General features: G+C 65.3%; 15 protein-coding genes. 8 read left to right on the plus strand and 7 right to left on the minus strand.

Annotated features, from left to right (window positions below; translation table 11 throughout):
• Positions 1-195: 195 nt before the first annotated feature.
• The 3 genes from ACFO0J_RS14720 to ACFO0J_RS14730 all read right to left on the minus strand — a co-directional run bounded on the left by ACFO0J_RS14720 (position 196) and on the right by ACFO0J_RS14730 (position 2,576).
• Positions 196-375: an oxidoreductase-like domain-containing protein gene (locus ACFO0J_RS14720; RefSeq protein WP_376813838.1), complete on the minus strand. Its 180-nt coding sequence runs from the start codon at positions 373-375 to the stop codon at positions 196-198.
• Positions 376-383: 8 nt separating this feature from the next.
• Positions 384-1,214 carry a class II glutamine amidotransferase gene (locus ACFO0J_RS14725; RefSeq protein ID WP_376813839.1) on the minus strand — a complete coding sequence of 277 codons (831 nt, stop codon included), beginning with the start codon at positions 1,212-1,214 and terminating at the stop codon, positions 384-386.
• Between the two features lie 207 nt (positions 1,215-1,421).
• Positions 1,422-2,576 (minus strand): cytochrome P450, encoded by a 1,155-nt coding sequence (locus ACFO0J_RS14730; protein WP_376813840.1) that lies wholly within the window; start codon positions 2,574-2,576, stop codon positions 1,422-1,424.
• A 318-nt stretch (positions 2,577-2,894) separates the two neighbouring features.
• On the opposite strand from ACFO0J_RS14730, the gene clpB reads away from it, so the two are divergent.
• Positions 2,895-5,486 carry an ATP-dependent chaperone ClpB gene (clpB, locus tag ACFO0J_RS14735; RefSeq protein ID WP_376813841.1) on the plus strand — a complete coding sequence of 864 codons (2,592 nt, stop codon included), beginning with the start codon at positions 2,895-2,897 and terminating at the stop codon, positions 5,484-5,486.
• Positions 5,487-5,581: 95 nt separating this feature from the next.
• Here clpB and ACFO0J_RS14740 read toward each other — a convergent pair whose 3' ends face one another.
• Positions 5,582-7,132, minus strand: a complete 1,551-nt coding sequence (locus ACFO0J_RS14740) for a phospholipase D family protein (protein WP_376813842.1) — start codon at positions 7,130-7,132, stop codon at positions 5,582-5,584.
• A 12-nt stretch (positions 7,133-7,144) separates the two neighbouring features.
• Positions 7,145-7,543, minus strand: a complete 399-nt coding sequence (locus ACFO0J_RS14745; protein ID WP_376813843.1) for a winged helix-turn-helix transcriptional regulator — start codon at positions 7,541-7,543, stop codon at positions 7,145-7,147.
• A 157-nt stretch (positions 7,544-7,700) separates the two neighbouring features.
• On the opposite strand from ACFO0J_RS14745, the gene ACFO0J_RS14750 reads away from it, so the two are divergent.
• Positions 7,701-8,549: an SDR family oxidoreductase gene (locus ACFO0J_RS14750; protein WP_376813844.1), complete on the plus strand. Its 849-nt coding sequence runs from the start codon at positions 7,701-7,703 to the stop codon at positions 8,547-8,549.
• Positions 8,550-8,586: 37 nt separating this feature from the next.
• Here ACFO0J_RS14750 and ACFO0J_RS14755 read toward each other — a convergent pair whose 3' ends face one another.
• Positions 8,587-9,804: an MFS transporter gene (locus ACFO0J_RS14755; protein ID WP_376813845.1), complete on the minus strand. Its 1,218-nt coding sequence runs from the start codon at positions 9,802-9,804 to the stop codon at positions 8,587-8,589.
• Positions 9,805-9,930: 126 nt separating this feature from the next.
• Between ACFO0J_RS14755 and ACFO0J_RS14760 the strand changes: the two genes are divergently transcribed.
• Complete coding sequence (locus ACFO0J_RS14760) at positions 9,931-11,283, plus strand: aminotransferase-like domain-containing protein (protein ID WP_376813846.1); 1,353 nt, start codon at positions 9,931-9,933, stop codon at positions 11,281-11,283.
• Here ACFO0J_RS14760 and ACFO0J_RS14765 read toward each other — a convergent pair.
• Entirely contained in the window at positions 11,278-12,708 is a 1,431-nt protein-coding gene (locus tag ACFO0J_RS14765) for an aminotransferase-like domain-containing protein (RefSeq protein WP_376813847.1), read from the minus strand. The genes ACFO0J_RS14760 and ACFO0J_RS14765 overlap by 6 nt on opposite strands.
• Positions 12,709-12,834: 126 nt before the next feature.
• Here ACFO0J_RS14765 and ACFO0J_RS14770 point away from each other — a divergent pair, with 126 nt between their 5' ends.
• The 5 genes from ACFO0J_RS14770 (at position 12,835) to ACFO0J_RS14790 (ending at position 17,984) form a co-directional block, all read left to right on the plus strand.
• On the plus strand, positions 12,835-13,719 hold the full coding sequence (locus ACFO0J_RS14770; protein ID WP_376813848.1) for an HpcH/HpaI aldolase/citrate lyase family protein: 885 nt from the start codon (positions 12,835-12,837) through the stop codon (positions 13,717-13,719).
• Positions 13,716-14,453 carry a glutathione S-transferase family protein gene (locus ACFO0J_RS14775; protein WP_376813849.1) on the plus strand — a complete coding sequence of 246 codons (738 nt, stop codon included), beginning with the start codon at positions 13,716-13,718 and terminating at the stop codon, positions 14,451-14,453. The genes ACFO0J_RS14770 and ACFO0J_RS14775 overlap by 4 nt, the downstream gene beginning before the upstream one ends.
• Positions 14,454-14,559: 106 nt before the next feature.
• Complete coding sequence (locus tag ACFO0J_RS14780; RefSeq protein ID WP_376813850.1) at positions 14,560-15,660, plus strand: TRAP transporter substrate-binding protein; 1,101 nt, start codon at positions 14,560-14,562, stop codon at positions 15,658-15,660.
• 96 nt (positions 15,661-15,756) lie between these two features.
• On the plus strand, positions 15,757-16,338 hold the full coding sequence (locus tag ACFO0J_RS14785; RefSeq protein WP_376813851.1) for a TRAP transporter small permease subunit: 582 nt from the start codon (positions 15,757-15,759) through the stop codon (positions 16,336-16,338).
• Positions 16,335-17,984, plus strand: coding sequence for a TRAP transporter large permease (locus ACFO0J_RS14790; protein ID WP_376813852.1), 1,650 nt, complete (start codon positions 16,335-16,337; stop codon positions 17,982-17,984). Before ACFO0J_RS14785 ends, ACFO0J_RS14790 begins: the two co-directional genes overlap by 4 nt.
• The last annotated feature ends 20 nt before the right edge of the window (positions 17,985-18,004 follow it).

Here is an 18,004-nt window from a genome sequence, read left to right on the forward strand (position 1 = left end):
ACCGGCGGGAACCCTATGCGCAACAAGGGAACCTCTGAATAAGTCGAGCGGAAAGCGGACGCTGCGGATCGGGATGGAATGCAAGGCGCGAACCGCAGCCATAGCCGTAGCTATGGCGAGGATGAGCAACGCCGCAGACCGCCCGAGTCTGCAGATGTACGCGACGCGAGGACTTGTTCAGAGGTTCCCTAGGTTTCAACCGGATTCCCGGTGGCGTTCTTCCCATGCCTTGACCGCCTGCTGCCAGGCGCGACGCTCTTCGGCGTAGGTGTCGAACACGCAGGGCTCGCAGCCGTTGCCGCAGCATTCGTTGAGGTCGGGTTCGACGGGTTCCTCGGGGCGGGGATCGTCGGCGGGGACGTTCGGGAGGCTCATCACGGGCGTCAGACGCAGGCCAGGTTGGCCTGGTTGCTGAGCCGGACGTCCTCGGGGATGTCGATGATCCGGTTGGACTGGGGCCTGCCGTCGACGAACATCATCAGTTCGCCCGGCTGGAAGGCGGTCCAGGTCTCGTTGTCGGTCAGCGGCTTGGTCGTGATGACCGAGACGCAGTCGCCGCGCGCATTGGTCTGGGAAAAGTCCACCGACATGTCGGTGTCCACCAGATGCGCCACCTGGAAGGGCCAGGCGCGCACGATGTAATACAGATTCGTGGAGCAGTGCGCCAGCATGCAGCGGCCGTTGGAAATCAGGAAATTGAACACCCCGTAGCGGGTGAGTTCGGCCGTCATGCCGGCCACGGCGGTGAACAATTCGGCGTCGTCCGGCTCGCGGGTGCCGAAGCGGGCGCGCAGTCCGTCCATCATGACGCAGAAGGCCCGTTCGCTGTCGGTCTGGCCGATCGGCATGTAGCCGCTGCGCAGATCGGGGGCGAACGTCTTCAGGTCGCCGTTGTGGGCGAACAGCCAGTGCCGGCCCCATAGCTCACGCACGAAGGGGTGGCAGTTTTCCAGTTCCAGCGCGCCTTGAGTGGCCTTGCGGATGTGGGCGATGACGTTGCGCGATTTGATCGGATAGCGCTTGATCAGGTCGGCGACCGGCGATTGACAGCAGGGCGCATTGTCCAGAAAGCAGCGCGATCCGCGATTTTCGTAGAAGGCGATGCCGAAGCCGTCGGCGTGGTGGTCGGTGCCGCCGCCGCGCGCGGCGAATCCCGTGAAGGAAAACGTGATGTCCGTGGGCGTGGCGCAATTCATGCCCAATAACTGACACATGGCTGGCAGATTCCCGTCAAGCACGGGGTGGAGCACCCCGAATGGTTCATGCTTGAATTGTAATCTTGCCGGCAGGGATATAACCGCTGCTTGGTATGAGATTGCGCGATGAGCTTATGCAGTGTCCTTTCTTCGCCACGAAATTGCGCCCCCACGCTGCGCAGCCTTTGGCTGCTTGCTGCCGGGGGCGCCGGGACTCTTCACGCCTCAGGTGCGGCGCAAGCGCAGCATCGCCTGACGGTAGCCGCTGGCCGGGTAGATGGCCGGCATGGGCGGCTGTCCGGCAACGGGTTCCAGGGCGCGCGTGCCTGCCAGCAGGGCCTGGATCATGGCTTCGATCTCCAGCCGCGCCAAAGGCGCGCCGGGACAGACGTGAATGCCGGCTCCGTACAGCAGGTTCAGGGACGGATCCCGGTCCAGGCGGAATTCGTCCGGGTCGCCGAAGACGGTCTCGTCGCGGTTGGCCGAGGCCCAGATCAGCGTGAGCCGTTCGCCGGCCTGGATTTGCGTGCCGCCCAGGCGCACCGGACAGGTGGCGGCGCGGCGGTTGGCGATCAGCGGGGCGTGGATGCGCAGGATCTCGTCGTTGGCGGGCCGGACCTGTTCCGGATGGCGTCGCAGGCGGTCCTGCAGTTCGGGGTGGGTCGCCAGATAGTGGGCGATGATGCCGATGCTGGACGCCATGGTGCCCAGTTCGCCGACGGTCCAGTTGCGCAGAATGCTGACGATTTCGTCTTCAGCCAGCGGGCGGCCGTCCACGGTCTCGCGCAGCAGGCTTGTGGTGATGTCGTCCGGCGCCTGGTCGCCGGCGTCGCGGCGGACTTTCAGCAGGGCGCGGATGGTCTGGTCGAACTCGGTGGCCACGGCCGCGATCGCGTGAGCGTCGCCGGACAGCGTGGCGACGTTCTTTTGATGGATCCACTGCCGCAGCGGCTCGTGCAAGCTGTCGGGCCAGCCCAGGAAGGCGCACTGCATGCGCAGGGCGAAGGGGTGCGCCAGGCCGAACATGATCTCGACGTCCGCGTCGCGCGGCAGGGCGGCGATCAGGTCCGCGCAGAGACGGCGGCAGACCGGCTCGAAGGCCGCCATCCGGTCGGGGCCGAAGTAGGGCTCGATCAGCCGGCGATACGCGGTGTGCTCGGGAGGGTCCATGCTGTTGGGCACGGACACGTGGCGGGACGCCTGGCTGCTGAAGGTCTTGTGGTCCAGCAGAATCCGCGTGACGTCGGCGTGGCGGAACACGGAATGATGCAGGTAGTCGCTGTGCGCCACCGGGCAGCGGCGGCGCATGCGGTCATAGGCGGCAATCGGGTCGGCAAGGACTTCAGGGGCGCGGGGGTCCCAGTCCTGATGTGCGTTCATGGCTGTCCTTCGGGCAAGGCGAAAGCGGCCCGAATCGGGGCCGTCAGGGGGTGTGACAAGGGTAAGCCCGGGACGCGACGGCTGATCGTCCGCCGGCGGATTTATCTGGTAAGACTTTGATTTTTCTCAATCGGAGCCGTGGACCGTATCCCGTGGCGGACGTGTCGCTACAGTCCATGAGAAAGCGATCGTGGCGCGTTGGAGGGCGGGTCTGGCGTTTGCGTCCGCGGCATTTGACAAACGCTTGAAAATCCACCTTCCGCCCTTATCTATCTGGCATCGGGGCGCGACGCCCCCTCCCATTCAAGGGACCCACTCATGCGATTCGACAAACTGACGACGAAGTTCCAGCAGGCGCTCGCCGATGCCCAGAGCCTCGCGGTGCGCCACGACCACCCCTATATTGAAAACGCCCACCTGTTGTCGGCCTTGCTGGCCGATGCGGACAGCGGCGCGGCCAGCCTGCTGGCCCGCGCGGGCGTGGCCGTGCCGCGCCTGCAGGCCGAACTGGACCGCCAGATCAAGGCCATGCCCACGATCCAGGGGGCCGAAGGCAATGTCCAGGCCGGCCGCGAACTGCAGGCCGCCCTGGCGCGCACCGACAAAGAAGCCGGGCAGCGCGGCGACGCCTACATCGCCAGCGAACTCTATCTGCTGGCCCTGGCCGATGACAAGGGCGAGGTCGGCCGCGCCCTGCGCGAATCCGGCCTGCAGCGCAAGGCGCTGGAAACCGCCATCGAGGCGGTGCGCGGCGGGGCGTCCGTGTCGGGCGCCGAAGACGAGGACAACCGCCAGGCGCTGAAAAAATACACCCTGGACCTGACCGCCCGCGCCCGCGAGGGCAAGCTCGACCCGGTGATCGGGCGCGACGACGAGATCCGCCGCACCATCCAGATCCTGCAGCGCCGCACCAAGAACAACCCCGTGCTGATCGGCGAGCCCGGCGTGGGCAAGACCGCGATTGTCGAAGGCCTGGCCCAGCGCATCGTCAACGGCGAAGTCCCCGAGACGCTGAAAGGCAAACGCGTGCTGACGCTGGACCTGGCCGGACTGCTGGCCGGGGCCAAATACCGGGGCGAGTTCGAGGAACGCCTGAAGGCGGTGTTGAAGGAGCTGTCCCAGGATTCGGGCCAGACCATTGTCTTCATCGATGAACTGCACACTATGGTCGGCGCCGGCAAGGCCGAGGGCGCCATGGACGCCGGCAATATGCTGAAACCCGCGCTGTCGCGCGGCGAACTGCATTGCGTGGGCGCGACCACGCTGGATGAATACCGCCAGTACATCGAAAAGGACGCCGCGCTGGAGCGCCGCTTCCAGAAGGTGCTGGTGGACGAGCCCGACGTGGAATCCACCATTGCCATTCTGCGCGGCCTGCAGGAACGCTACGAACTGCACCATGGCGTGCAGATCACCGACCCGGCCATCGTCGCGGCGGCGGAACTGTCGCATCGCTACATCACCGACCGCTTCCTGCCCGACAAGGCCATCGACCTGATCGACGAAGCGGCGGCGCGCATCCGCATGGAAATCGACTCCAAGCCGGAAGTCATGGACCGGCTCGACCGGCGCATCATCCAGTTGAAGATCGAGCGCGAGGCCGTCAAGAAGGACAAGGACGAGGCCTCCGAGCGCCGCCTGAAGGCGATCGAGGACGAACTGGAATCGTTGCAGCGCGAATACAACGACTACGAGGAAGTCTGGAAGGCGGAAAAAGCCGCCGTCCAGGGCTCGCAGGCGGTGAAAGAGGAAATCGACCAGGTCCGCGCCGAAATGGCGGAACTGCAGCGCAAGGGTCAGTACGACAAACTGGCCGAGCTTCAGTACGGACGCCTGCCCGAACTGGAAGCCCGCCTGAAGGCGGCGGAATCCGCGCCCAAGGCCGAGGACGCCGCCAAGCCGCGCCTGTTGCGCACCCAGGTCGGCGCCGAGGAAATCGCCGAGGTCGTGTCGCGCGCCACCGGCATCCCCGTGTCGCGCATGATGCAGGGCGAACGCGCCAAGCTGCTGGGCATGGAAGCCGTGCTGCACGAACGGGTGGTGGGTCAGGACGAGGCCGTGCGCCTGGTGTCCGAGGCCATCCGCCGCTCGCGCGCCGGGCTGTCGGACCCGAACCGCCCCTACGGTTCGTTCCTGTTCCTGGGGCCGACCGGCGTGGGCAAGACCGAGCTGACCAAGGCGCTGGCGCGGTTTCTGTTCGATTCGGACAGCCACCTGGTGCGCATCGACATGAGCGAGTTCATGGAAAAACATTCCGTGGCCCGCCTGATCGGCGCGCCCCCGGGCTACGTGGGCTACGAAGAAGGCGGCTATCTGACGGAAGCCGTGCGCCGCAAACCCTATAGCGTGATCCTGCTCGACGAGGTCGAAAAGGCCCACCCGGACGTGTTCAATGTGCTGCTGCAAGTGCTGGACGACGGCCGCCTGACCGACGGCCAGGGCCGCACCGTGGATTTCCGCAATACGGTGGTCATCATGACGTCCAATATCGGTTCGCAGCACATCCAGAACATGGCCGATCAGCCGTATGAAGTCGTCAAGGAAGTCATCCGCGACGAACTGAAGACGGCGTTCCGGCCGGAATTCCTCAACCGGATCGACGAGATCGTGGTCTTCCACGGCCTGGATGCGACGCACATCGAGCCGATCGCCCGTATCCAGTTGAAGCGCCTGGCCGAGCGCATGGCCCAGCAGGAAATGCGCCTGGAAGTGTCCGAGGCGGCGGTCCAGGAGCTGGCCCGCGCAGGCTACGACCCGGTGTTCGGCGCGCGGCCCTTGAAGCGCGCCATCCAGCAGTATGTGGAAAACCCCGTGGCGCGCCTGATTCTGGAAGGCCGCTTCGGCCCGAATGACGTGGTGCCGGTGGACTGGGACGGCGAACGGTTCGTGTTCGAACGCACGCTGCAATAAAGTCGTACGGGACGGCACGCTGCGGGCGTGGAGCCGGGGTGACCGGCTTCACGCCCGCGCGTTTTGGGGCTGCGCCGCCTGCTGCGTGCCCCGGCCTAAAGCTGGGACTCCAGCGGCAACAGGCCGATGACGCGCGCAACCAGCCGGCGCAGCCATGAGGTGTCCGGTTCCTGGTCGTAGCGGACGGTCTCGCCGTTGCGGCGCGTGCTCCAGCTCAGCCTGCCTTGAGACGTCAGTTGAACCGCATAGCTGTGCTCGGGATCGGTTTCGCTCTGCCAGACGGCATCCATTTTTGCCGCCAGCGCTGCGGAGTCGAAGAGCACCCCCATCTCGGTATTGAGCGAGGTCGAACGCGGGTCGAGATTCATCGAGCCGATGAAGCCCGAGCGTCCGTCGACGGTGAAGGCCTTGGTATGCAGGCTGGCGCGGCTCGATCCGCGCAGCGAGAAGTCGTTTTTCTGAGCCTCGGGCCGCAGCTCCCATAGCTTGATTCCCGCCTCGAGCAGCGGGACGCGATAGCGCGCATAGCCGCCATGCACCGCTGCGACGTCGGTCGCCGCCAGGGAGTTGGTCAGGATGGACACGGACACGCCTCGGGCGGCCAGGGCGGCGAGCTTCGCCGTGCCGAGGTCTCCCGGGATGAAGTAGGGCGAGGTGATCTCGATGCGTTTCTGCGCACCCTCGAAGACCGGCAGCAGTTCGTGCATCAGCCAGTTCTCGCCGCCTTGGCCGAGCGCCTTCTGCGGCGGGTCGGCAATGATGCGCGCGCTGCTCATCCAGTCGGTTTGCTCCGTCCCGGGGTCGAGGAGCGAGAGACGCTCGGCCAGACGCTTCAGGTAGGGACGGGCCCCGGTCTCGGAGAGGGCGGCGCGCAGTCCGGGGGCGATCTTTTCCAGCGCGGCCGCCGGGTTCTGCAGCGGCGAGAGCTTGTCCAGCGGCAGTGCCACGCCGCTGTTCCAGTAGTCGTCGAACACCTGTTCCGTCTGCCTGACGACCGGCCCGATGGCCAGCACGTCCATGTCACGGAAATTGGTGTCTTCGGCGGCGTCGAAGTATTCGTCGCCGATGTTGCGCCCGCCCAGGATGGCGAGACGCCCATCGACGATCCAGGCCTTGTTGTGCATGCGCCGCGTCACGCTGAAGGCCCGCAAGGCCATTTCGATGCCTCGCCGCAGGCCGCCCGCGCGGGCGCGGGTCGGATTGAACAGGCGGATTTCGATCTGCGGATGATGCGCCAGCGCGATCATCGCGTCCCCCGTGTGACTGGTGCCGATGTCATCGATCAGCATCCGCACCCGCACGCCGCGTTCTGCTGCGGCCAGTACCTCGGACAGCAGCAGGCGGCCCGTCAGGTCCTCGTGCCAGATGTAGTACATCAGGTCGAGCGAGCGCCCGGCCTGGCGGGCCGACAGGCCGCGCGCCGCAAAGGCGTCCAGATTCTGGTCCAGCAGGTGCAGGCCGCTTTTACCCGGGTGCGCGGCCGTCACGGCGCCGATTTTCAGGTCGAGCGGCGTATGGCCGCCCTCGGTGGACAGTGCGTAGGCGTCTTCTCCCTGGACGCGGGCTGCAAAGGCGCCATACAGCCAGGTCGCCAGTGTGGAGGCTGCCACAAAGCCCAGGCAGGTCAGGATGATATATCGGATCATGATGATTGCCCGTCAGGTTGCAGGGTGAATCCGGGGCAGATTGATCTCGATCCAGTCGGCCAGGATCCGCACTTTTTCGGCGGCCTCGCGGCCCAGCGGGGTCAGGCTGTATTCGACGTGGGGCGGCACGACCTCCAGCGCGGTGCGCAGCACCAGCCCGTCGCCTTCGAGCCATTGCAAGGTCTGCGCCAGCATGCGTTCGCTGACGCCGCCGATGGCGCGTCGCAGTTCACTGAAGCGATGCATCCGGGTTTCCAGGACGATCAGCACCAGGACGCCCCAGCGGCTGGTGACGTGCTTGAGCACCTCGCGGGAAGGACAATCGGCGGCCAGCAGGTTGCCGGGCCGCAACTGCTGCGACAGGGGCAGGGGGGCGGCGTCGGCGGCAAGCGGTAGGGCGGGTGGGATCATGTCGTGAGCAAGTGGCGTGGGGGCGTGCGGGTTCGGCTGGGCGGAGGGCGCGGATCAATGATGTCACGATTCCAATACTAACATTTATGTGCGTACTTACTAAAAGTTTGTTCATGGGATAGAGTGACGTCACACTCACTTTCAAGGACGAAACATCATGACCATTGCCATCACCGGCGCGACGGGGCAACTTGGCCGTCTGGCCGTCGAAGGGCTGAAGACCCGCGTGGAGCCTGCCCGCCTGCGGGCGTTGGCGCGCACGCCGGCCAAGGCGGCCGATCTGGGCATCCCGGTGCACGAGGCCGACTACGACCGGCCGGAAACCCTGGCGGCGGCGCTGTCGGGCGTGGACACGCTGCTGCTGATTTCTTCCAGCGAAGTCGGTCGCCGCGCCGAACAGCACCGCCACGCCATCGAGGCGGCCCGGTCGGCGGGCGTGCGGCATGTCGTCTACACCAGCCTGCTGCATGCCGATACTTCGGCGCTCAGCCTGGCGGGCGAACACCGGGACACCGAGCGGATGCTGAAGGACTCCGGCCTGAACTGGACGATCCTGCGCAACGGTTGGTACACCGAAAACTACATGGGGGCCGTGGCGGGTGCGCTGGCGGGCGGCGCCTTGGTCGGCAGCGCCGGCCAGGGCCGGATCGCCTCGGCCGCGCGTGCGGATTACGCCGAGGCTGCTGCCGTAGTCCTGACCAGCGCCGGTCACGAAGGGCAGACTTATGAACTGGCCGGCGACACGGCCTACACGCTGGACGAACTGGCCGCCGAGATCTCGCGCCAGACGGGCCGGACGATTCCCTATCGCAACCTGCCCCAGGCCGGCTATGCCGCCATCCTGGCCGATCATGGCCTGCCGCCGGATCTTGCCCGGGCGATCGCCGGCTGGGACGTCGATGCGTCGCAGGGCGCGTTGTTCGATGACGGCCGTCGCCTGTCGGCGCTGATCGGCCGGCCGACGACGCCGCTGTCCGTGTCCGTGGCGGCGGCGCTGCAGGCTTAGCGCCCGGATCCATGCCTGGCGCCGGGTCCGGCCGCCCTCAAGCCCTCGCCGCCGCGGACTCCACATCCGCCGCCGGATGGTTTCTCAGGCAGCGATGGACGTAGAGCAGCAGCGCCAGGCACAGCATGATGCAGGCCAGATTGGTGCCGGTCCAGCCGAGCCCCTGCAGTAGCAGGGCGGGCAGGAAGGCGCCGGCGGTGGCCATCACGGACAGCCCCAGGTCGTTCAGGCCTTGCACCTCGATCGCGTGGGGTTGTTCACCCAGGATCCGGGCGAGCAGGGCGCTGCCGCCTACATAGGTGAAGTTCCATCCCAGGCCCAGCACCACCAGGCTGGCGACCAGCATGAAGTAGTCGTTGGACAGCAGGTTCAGGATGCTGGCGGCGATCAGCAGGAGGATGCCGCCGGCGATCACGGTCCTGAGTCCGAGCCGGCCGATGATCGCGCCGGTGAAGAAGGACGGCGCGAACATCGCCACCACGTGCCACTGGATGGCCGTCCCGACGTCCGAGAAGTGCATGTGCAGGCCGGCCATGTGCAGCGAAGCCTGGATCATCAGCAGATTCATGATGCCGTAGCCCAGCGCGCCCACGGCGATCGCCGCCGCCAGGGCGGGTGTGCGCCGGATGACGTCCCAGGCGGCGCCTGCGTGTCCCGCCACGGCGGCCTGGGGCCGCGCGGCGTCCGGTGACTCCTTGACCGACAGATGCACCAGAAAGGACAGCAGCGCCAGGCCGATGAACGCGGCGTAGCACAGCGCGAAGGGCGCGTAGCCGGCGGCATCCTTCAGACGATCGGCCAGCAGCGGGCCGGTCAGTGCCGCCAGGACGCCGCCCGCCACGACCAGCGAGATCGCCTTGGGCTTGAGCTGGGCGTCCAGGCCGTCGGTCGCCGCGAAGCGGTTGAAGTTAGCGAAGGCGATGTAGGTGCCCAGCAGCGCGTGCGACACGATCAGCAGCGCGAATGAAGCCCGGTCGACGGCGAAATAGCCCGTGACGCCCGACAGCGCCAGAGGTAGGGTCGCCAGCAGGAATGCGGGCTTGCGGCCGATGCGCTTCATCAGCCGGGACGCGGGCACCGTCATCAGCATCACGAACAGGAACTGAAACCCGTAGGGCACGGTCGACAGCCAGAGGCTGGGCGTCAGCGACGCCCCCACGATGGCCGCCATGGCCACCGACATCACGGCGGTGGTCAGATTGATGGATTGCGCCAGGAAATACAGGTAGGTCCTGAAGGGCAGCATGGGGGTCATCGGGTTTCGTCCATTCGCGTTTCGTTGGCACGCATTGTGGCATCCCGGCGTCCGTATGTCGGAAACACCCGTCCGCTTTTTCCGTAAACTGTTCGCGTATTTTTTCAAACAGTTGGACGGGTCGTGATGGGCTTCTACGATGATCTCCGGACGGACCTGCTGGCGGGCCGATGGGAACGGGGCCAGCGGCTGCCTTCCATCCGGGCCATGGCCGCGCAGCGGCGGGTCAGCCTGCACACCGTGGTCAGCGCCTACGGCCGTCTGGTCGGCGACGGCCTGCTGGAGGCGCAGCAGGGCCGGGGCTATTACGTGGCGCTTCAGGGACCTTTGCCCGTGCCGGCGTCGCTTGCCGCGGAGCCGGCGCTGCCGGGTGATCCGCTGTTCAAATTGCTGCAGACGCCGCCCGGCCTGATGGTCAAACTGGGCTGCGGCTGGCTGCCGCCGCTCTGGCGCGACACCGAGCTGCTGGCGCGCGCCATTCGCCGGACGGCACGCTTGGGCCAGAGCGGCCTGATTGAATACGGCGACATCCAGGGTTACGTGCCGCTGCGCCAGCTCTTGTCCGCGCACCTGCGGCAGACCGTGCGGCTGGATGTCGCGCCGGGGCGGATGATCACCACCCTGGGCGCCACGCAGGCGCTGGACCTGGTCGCGCGGCACCTGCTGTCGCCCGGCGATTGCGTGCTGGTGGACGAACCGTGCAATGGCAATCTGGCGCGGCTGATCCGCTTGTGCGGCGGCGTTCCGATCGGGGTGCCGCGCCGCGAGGACGGTCCTGATCTCGTCGTGCTGGACGAGATCCTGTCGCAGCACCGCGTTCGCGCCTTCTTCTGCAACAGCACCTTCCATAATCCGACAGGCGCGGGGCTGTCGCCCCGGTCGGCCTTCGGCGTGTTGAAGCGGGCCGTAGAGCACGATTTCCTGATTGTCGAGGACGATGTGTACGGCGACTTTCATCCCGAGGGCCGCCAGACCTTTGCGGAACTGGACGGCCTGGAGCGCGTCGTCTACATCGGCAGCTTTTCCAAGTCCCTGTCGGCTTCGCTGCGGATCGGCTATCTGGCGTGCCCGCAGGCCTTGGTGGAACCGCTGGTGCGCCTGAAACTGCTGACCAGCGTGGCGGTGCCCGGATTCTGCGAACGCTTCGTGCACACCATCCTGGCCGACGGCACCTATCTGCGGCATGCACGCGCCATCCAGCGGCGGCTGGCCACGCAACAGCAACTGGCGCAAAAGGCCTTGCGCCAACGCGGCTGGCGCTTCGAAGTCGCGCCCGCCGGCGGCATGTTCCTCTGGGTCCGTCATCCGGCCCTGCCCGACCTGACGGACTTCATCGCGCGCCTGGAGGAAAAGCGCATCCTGCTGCTGCCGGGCTCGGCGTTTTCCGTGTCGGCGGATCACCGGGCGGCGACCCGCATCAACGTCGCGTATTTCTCGCCCGGGCTGGCGCGGGCGTTCCAGGTGCAGGAGGGCTCATGACGGGGTTTTGCCTTTTGACATCTGGGAGACAGTCCTGCCGAGCCATTGCAGGGTTTTGTCCAGGGAATCGGACCAGGGGTGGCTGCAGTTCAGGCGGATGTAGTTCGTGTACTGCTGGTGGGCCGAGAAGATCGGTCCGGGCGCGATGCCGATGTCGTGTGATGCCGCAAGCTCGAAGAGTTTGAACGAGTCGACCTCCGACGGCATTTCCACCCAGAGCACGTGACCGCCCTGCGGCCTGGAGATCGAAGTGCCTGCAGGGAAGTACGAGGAGAGCGCGTGCGTCATCTGGTGAACGCGCGCCTGCAGGAATTGGCGCAGGCTGCGCAGATGCCTGTCATACGCATGATGGAGCAGATAGTGGGCGATCGCGGCCTGTGGCGGGATCGACGTCCCCAGCGTGGTGGCGAATTTCCGGTTGGCGATCGCCTCCCGGTGGCGGCCCGCCGCCACCCATCCGATCTTGAAGCCCGGCGCGAGGCACTTGGTGAAAGAGCCGCAATGCAGCACCATGCCTTCCGTGTCGAACGCCTTGGCGGCGCGCGTCTTCTGCTGATCGAACTGCAGCTCCGCGTAGACATCGTTTTCCACCAGCGGTACGCCGTGTCGGCGCAGCACGTCGACGAGTTGGCGTTTTTTCGATTCCGGCATCGAAAATCCCAGGGGGTTCTGGCAGGTCGGCATCAGCAGGCAGGCCGCGACCTGATGGTTCGACAGGGTTTCGTCCAGCAGGTCCAGGTCCAGGCCGCTTTCCGGATCGGTCGGCATTTCCAGCGCCCCCAGGCCCAGTTGCTTAAGCAGTTGCAGGCCTGAGAAGAACATCGGTGAATCGATCAGCACCAGGTCCCCAGGCCGGGTGACCGCCTGCAGGGAAAGGCTGATCGCCTCCATGCCGCCGCAGGTGATGATGATTTCGTCCATGGGCACGGCGTAGCCCAGTTTCAGGTAACGCTGCGCGATCGCCCGGCGCAAGGCGGGCAGGCCCAGTTGCAGGTCGACCAGCGTCCGCGAGTAATCGTTTTGGCGGCTGCTGGCGCGCAGCGCCTGATTCAGGCTCTGGATGGGGAACAGGGACGGATTGACGAACGAGGATCCAAGCGAGGTGATGCGTGCGCCCACCAGGTCTCCCAGGGTGGTGCGCATGCGGTCCGGCGTGTCGGAGCGGACGACGGTGGGACGGGTCAGGCCCGCGCTGGGCAGCCGGGTGGCGCCGGGGGCATGCGCGCGCACGTAGAACCCGGACTGCGGCCGGGCTTCGATCAGATAGTGCGCTTCCAGGACCGAATACGCCTGCACGACCGTGCCTTTGCTGACCTTGAGCTGTTCTGCGGCCTTGCGGACCGACGGCAGGGGATCGCCCGGTCGCAGGACGCCATGGCGGATGGACTCGGTGAAGCTTTCGACGATTGCCATGTAGCGCGTCATTCGGGACTTCCTCTGCACCTGGGATCACAGGGCAACTGTACCAGTCGATTACTTGGGCGACTGTCACTGTATCAATCCGACCCCGGTCCGTAAAGTGGCCTCCAGACCCATCACCCTGGAGACTTCATGGAAACCCATACCGATCCCATCGCCCGGCGCAGCATGTTGTTCGCGCCGGGGCTGCGGCCCGACCGCGCCCGCAAGGCGATGGCCGCCGGCGCCGACGTTGTTTGCATCGACCTGGAAGATGCCGTGGCCGTGGCCCACAAAGACGAGGCCCGCAGTCTCGTGATGCCTTTGTTCGCAGAACCCCACCCCTCGGGATGCGAGCGCGTGCTGCGGATCAACGGCCTGGACACGGTTCACGGCCTGCGGGACATCGAAGCCCTGCTGAGCCTGGAGCACGTGCCCGACGCCGTCATGATGACCAAGGTCCGCTCCGCCGCCGAAGTCCAGTTGCTGGATGAACTGCTGCAGGGCAACGCCGCGCGGTGCAAGTTCTACGTGACGCTCGAAACCAATCACGGCCTGGAGAATGTCTTCCAGATCGCGGGCGCCAGCCCGCGCATGGCCTGCCTGTTGTTCGGTGAGGTCGATCTTTCCGCCGACCTGCGCTGCAAGCGCACCCCGCAAGCGTTGCTCTACGCCCGCTCGCGGGTCGCACATGCCGGCGCGACCTTTGACCTGGACGTGATGGACGTGCCGCATATCCATCTGGAAGACATGGACGGTCTGCATGCCGCTGCGGCGCATGCCGCCGAACTGGGTTTCACGGGCAAATCCTGCATCCATCCGACGCAGATTCCCGTGGTGCATCAGTACTTCACGCCGAGCGAAGAAGAGATTGCCCGCGCCGAGCGGGCGGTGGCGGCGTTCAAGGCGGGGGGCTCCACCGGCCTGGCCGTGCTGGATGGCCTGATGCTGCAAAAACCGGTGCTGCGCGCGTCGCAGCGCATCCTGGCTCTGGCCCGGCAAAGCAAGGGGGCAGTGTCGCAGGGGGCGCAGGCATGAGCAGCGACATCATTCTCTATGAGCTGGCGGCCGCCGACGACACCCGCTTCAGCCCCTTTTGCTGGCGTACCCGTTTCGGCCTGGCCCACAAGGGCCTGTCCTTCCAGTCGGTGCACATTGGTTTTCCCGACATTGGTGAGCTGGGAGGTACGAACCGCACGGTCCCGGCGATCCGCATCGGCGACACCTTTGTCGAGGATAGCTGGAATATCGCCGAATTCCTGGACGAACAGTTTCCGGATCGCCCCACGCTGCTGGGCGGTCCCGTGGGTCAGGGTTTGACCCGTTTTGTGGAGTGCTTCACCGACAAGGTGATCCATCCGACCATCCTGCGGCTCGTTTCGCGCGACGTGTTCGACCGCATGGATCCTTATGACCGGCCTTATTTCCGCCGGACGCGCGAGGAAATGCTGGGCATGACGCTGGAAGAAGCCCAGTCCACGCGGGAACAGACAGTGCAGGCTTTCAGAAAGGCCATCCATCCCATCCGCCTGACGCTGTACAAGCAGCCCTGGCTGGCGGGGCAGGCCCCCGGCCATGCGGACTACATCGTGCTCGCCGCCTTCCAGTGGGGGCGTCTGGCGACCGATTTCGAAATCCTGGCGGCGGACGATCCGATCAGCGGGTGGTTCCAGCGCGGACTGGATCTGCATGAGGGCTATGGCCGCAAGACCCATCCCCGGGATGGCGGTCCGGGGTTCGATGGGATTGGACGCTGGAAGAACGCGGGCTGATGGAGCCTGCGGCCCGGACGCGACCCCGTGCGGACAGCCTCCGGGCCGGTATCAACGCAGTCAAGCATCAGTAGTTATTTGAAATCTAAAACATTTGGAGACAAGCATGACGTTCATGAAGAGAAGGTCTTTCCTGACCGCCACGGCGGCGGCCGCTTCCGCCTCGATCGCGGCGCCGGCATTCGCGCAATCCGAACCGAAACTGAATTGGCGGCTGGTGTCGGCTTACCCGAAGTCGCTTGACGTGATTTTCAACACGGCCACGATGCTGGCCGATCACGTACGGGTGTTGACGAATGGAAAGTTCAACATCCAGGTGTTCGCCGCCGGTGAACTGGTGCCGCCTTTTCAGTCGGCGGATGCCGCTGCGGCCGGCACGGTTGAAATGGCTTATATGCCGCCCCAGTACAACTGGGGCAAGGATCCCACCTGGGCCCTGGGTTCCTCCATCCCGTTCGGGCTGAACACGCGCCAGACCAATGCCTGGCTTTATTACGGCGGCGGCAACGATCTGCTCAACGATTTCTATCAGCAGCATGGCCTGTACGGACTGCCGTGCGGCAACACGAGCGCCCAGATGGGCGGCTGGTTCCGCAAGGAAATCAACGCTGTCGAAGACCTGAAGGGACTGAAGTTGCGGGTCGGCGGCTATGTCGGGAAGGTGCTGGAAAAACTGGGCGCCGTACCGCAGGCCATCCCGGCGGGGGAAATCTATACCTCGCTCGAGCGCGGCACGATCGACGCCGCCGAGTGGATCGGGCCTTACGACGATGAAAAGCTGGGCCTCTACAAAGTGGCGCCTTATTACTATTACCCGGGCTGGTGGGAAGGCCAGTCCCTGATCTATACCTTCGTCAATGCCGGCAAGTGGAAAGAACTGCCGCCCGTCTACCAGCAGGCCGTCCGCGTGGCCTGCGAAGCGGTCAATGGCAATGTGGTCGCGCATTACGACCACGAGAATCCCCAGGCGATCCGCAGGCTGGTGGCCAATGGGGCGAAGCTGCGTCTGTTCAAGAAAGAGGTCCTGGACGCCTGCTGGAATGCTTCCAACGAAGTCGCGGCCGAACTGTCGAGCGGAAATGCCAACTTCAAGAAGATCTACGACAGTCAGGTGAGCTTCCGGCGCGATGCCTATCTCTGGGCGCAGATCGCGGAAGCCGGTCATGACAACTACATGATGAGCCTGCAGCGCGAAGGCAAGCTCTAGGCCCGCCAAGGCGGCGGCTCGCGAGGCGGACCGCCGCCGTTTCACCCTCTCGCACCCTTCCAAATACCGGATGGCTCTCCATCCCGGGAGTGACGCATGCTTCTCACATTTGCATCGATCATCGATCGAACCAATTCAGTGATAGGAAGGTCGGTCATCTGGCTGATTTTCGCTTCGCTGCTCATCAGCGCCGGCAACGCGGTCGTCCGAAAGACGTTCGACATGTCGTCGAACGCCTGGCTGGAAATCCAGTGGTATTTGTACGGCGCGGCCTTTCTCCTGGCGTCTGCCTACGCGCTGCGCAAGAACGAGCACATCCGTGTCGACATCCTGTACGGCAAGCTCTCTCGCCGCAGCCAGCACAAGGTCGATCTGTTCGGCCACGTCTTCTTCCTCATGCCCTTCACGGCGACGATCACGGCCTACCTGATTCCCTATGTCGGCCTGTCCTATGCGTCGGGCGAAGTCTCGAACAGCGCGGGCGGCCTCATCCTGTGGCCCGCCAAGGCGCTGCTGCTGGCCGGTTTCGTGCTGCTGATGTTCCAGGGAATTTCGGAAATCATCAAGAAAGCGGCCATTCTGATGAACGTCCTTGAAGACAGCGGGGCCGCCGAGCCGGAAGCCGCCGGCCCGGGTGCGGATCCGGCCGCCCGTGCCGCCGGGGAGGAAGGAAAATGATCCATCTCATCGCCGAGAACATGGCGCCGATCATGTTTTCCTCCCTGGTCGTTTTTTTGCTCATCGGCTATCCCGTCGCCTTTTCCCTGGCGGCCAACGGCCTGTTCTTCTTCATCATCGGTGTCGAGCTCGCGCCTTATTCCGACGGCGCCATCAATCTGTCGTGGCCTTTGCTGGCCGCGCTGCCCGATCGATTGTGGTCCGTGATGTCCAACGAGACGCTCCTGGCCATTCCTTTTTTCACCTTTATGGGGCTTGTGCTTGAACGATCCGGCATGGCTGAAGACCTGCTCGAAACCATCGGCCAGTTGTTCGGTCCGATCCGTGGCGGGTTGGCGTACGCCGTGATCTTCGTGGGGGCGCTGCTGGCGGCCACCACGGGTGTCGTGGCGGCTTCGGTGATCGCCATGGGATTGGTGTCGCTGCCGATCATGCTGCGTTATGGCTACGACCGCAGGCTGGCGTCCGGCGTGATCGCCGCGTCCGGCACACTGGCGCAGATCATTCCCCCGTCTCTGGTGCTGATCGTCCTGGCTGACCAGTTGGGACGTTCGGTCGGCGACATGTATGCGGGTGCTTTGGTGCCCAGCCTGCTGCTGGTCGGGCTGTATGTCCTCTACATCTTCATCCTGTCGATCCTCAGGCCTGCGTCCATGCCGGCTTTCCCGAAAGAGGCGCGTACGCTGGGGCAGGGCGCGACCTCGTTGGTGGTCGCCTTGCTCGCCATGCTGGGCATCGCCTATGCGGCCCATCGAGTCCTGAGCCCCGTGCTGCATGGCCATGCCGGCATCTGGAGCGTGACGGCGGGCGTCGTTGCGGTGTACCTGGCGACAGTGCTGGACCAGCGCTTGAAGCTGGGCCTGCTGTCGCGTCTGGCGCAGCAGGTCATCATCGTGCTGATTCCACCGCTGGGGCTGGTGTTTCTGGTGCTGGGCACCATCTTCCTGGGCATCGCGACGCCCACCGAAGGCGGGGCCATGGGCGCGGTCGGCGGGCTGGCGATCGCAGCGTTCAAGGGGCGTCTCTCTTTCGGGGTGGTGCGTTCGGCTTTGGAAACCACGACCCGCCTGTCGGCGTTCGTGATGTTCATCCTGATCGGCGCGCGGGTGTTTTCGCTGACCTTCTACGGCGTGGATGGCCACCGCTGGGTGGAGCACCTGCTCAGTTCTCTGCCGGGCGGGACGACGGGTTTTCTGATCGTCGTCAACGTGATGATTTTCTTCCTGGCCTTCTTCCTGGATTTTTTCGAGCTGGCCTTCATCATCATCCCCCTGATCGGCCCGGTGGCCGACAAGATGGGCATCGACCTGATCTGGTTCGGCGTGCTGATCGCCGTCAATATGCAGACCAGCTTCATGCATCCGCCGTTCGGGTTTTCCTTGTTCTTCCTGCGTTCGGTGGCCCCCAGGGCGCCGTACGTGGACAAGATCACCGGCCGCAGAATCGAGCCTGTCACCACGGGGCAGATCTACCGCGGCGCACTGCCTTTCCTCGCCATCCAGATCCTGATGGTCGCCATCCTGGTCTTCTTCCCGCAATTGGTGACGCATTATCGCGGCGACAAGCACGTCGATCCGCAAAAGGCGGAGTTCCACTTGCCCGATGCCGGCGGCGGCGCAGGGGAGGGGGGGCTGAATTTCAACTAGAGAGGCGCCGCATGACGTCA

The organism is Castellaniella hirudinis, assembly GCF_042651965.1.
Classification (GTDB): domain Bacteria; phylum Pseudomonadota; class Gammaproteobacteria; order Burkholderiales; family Burkholderiaceae_B; genus Castellaniella; species Castellaniella hirudinis.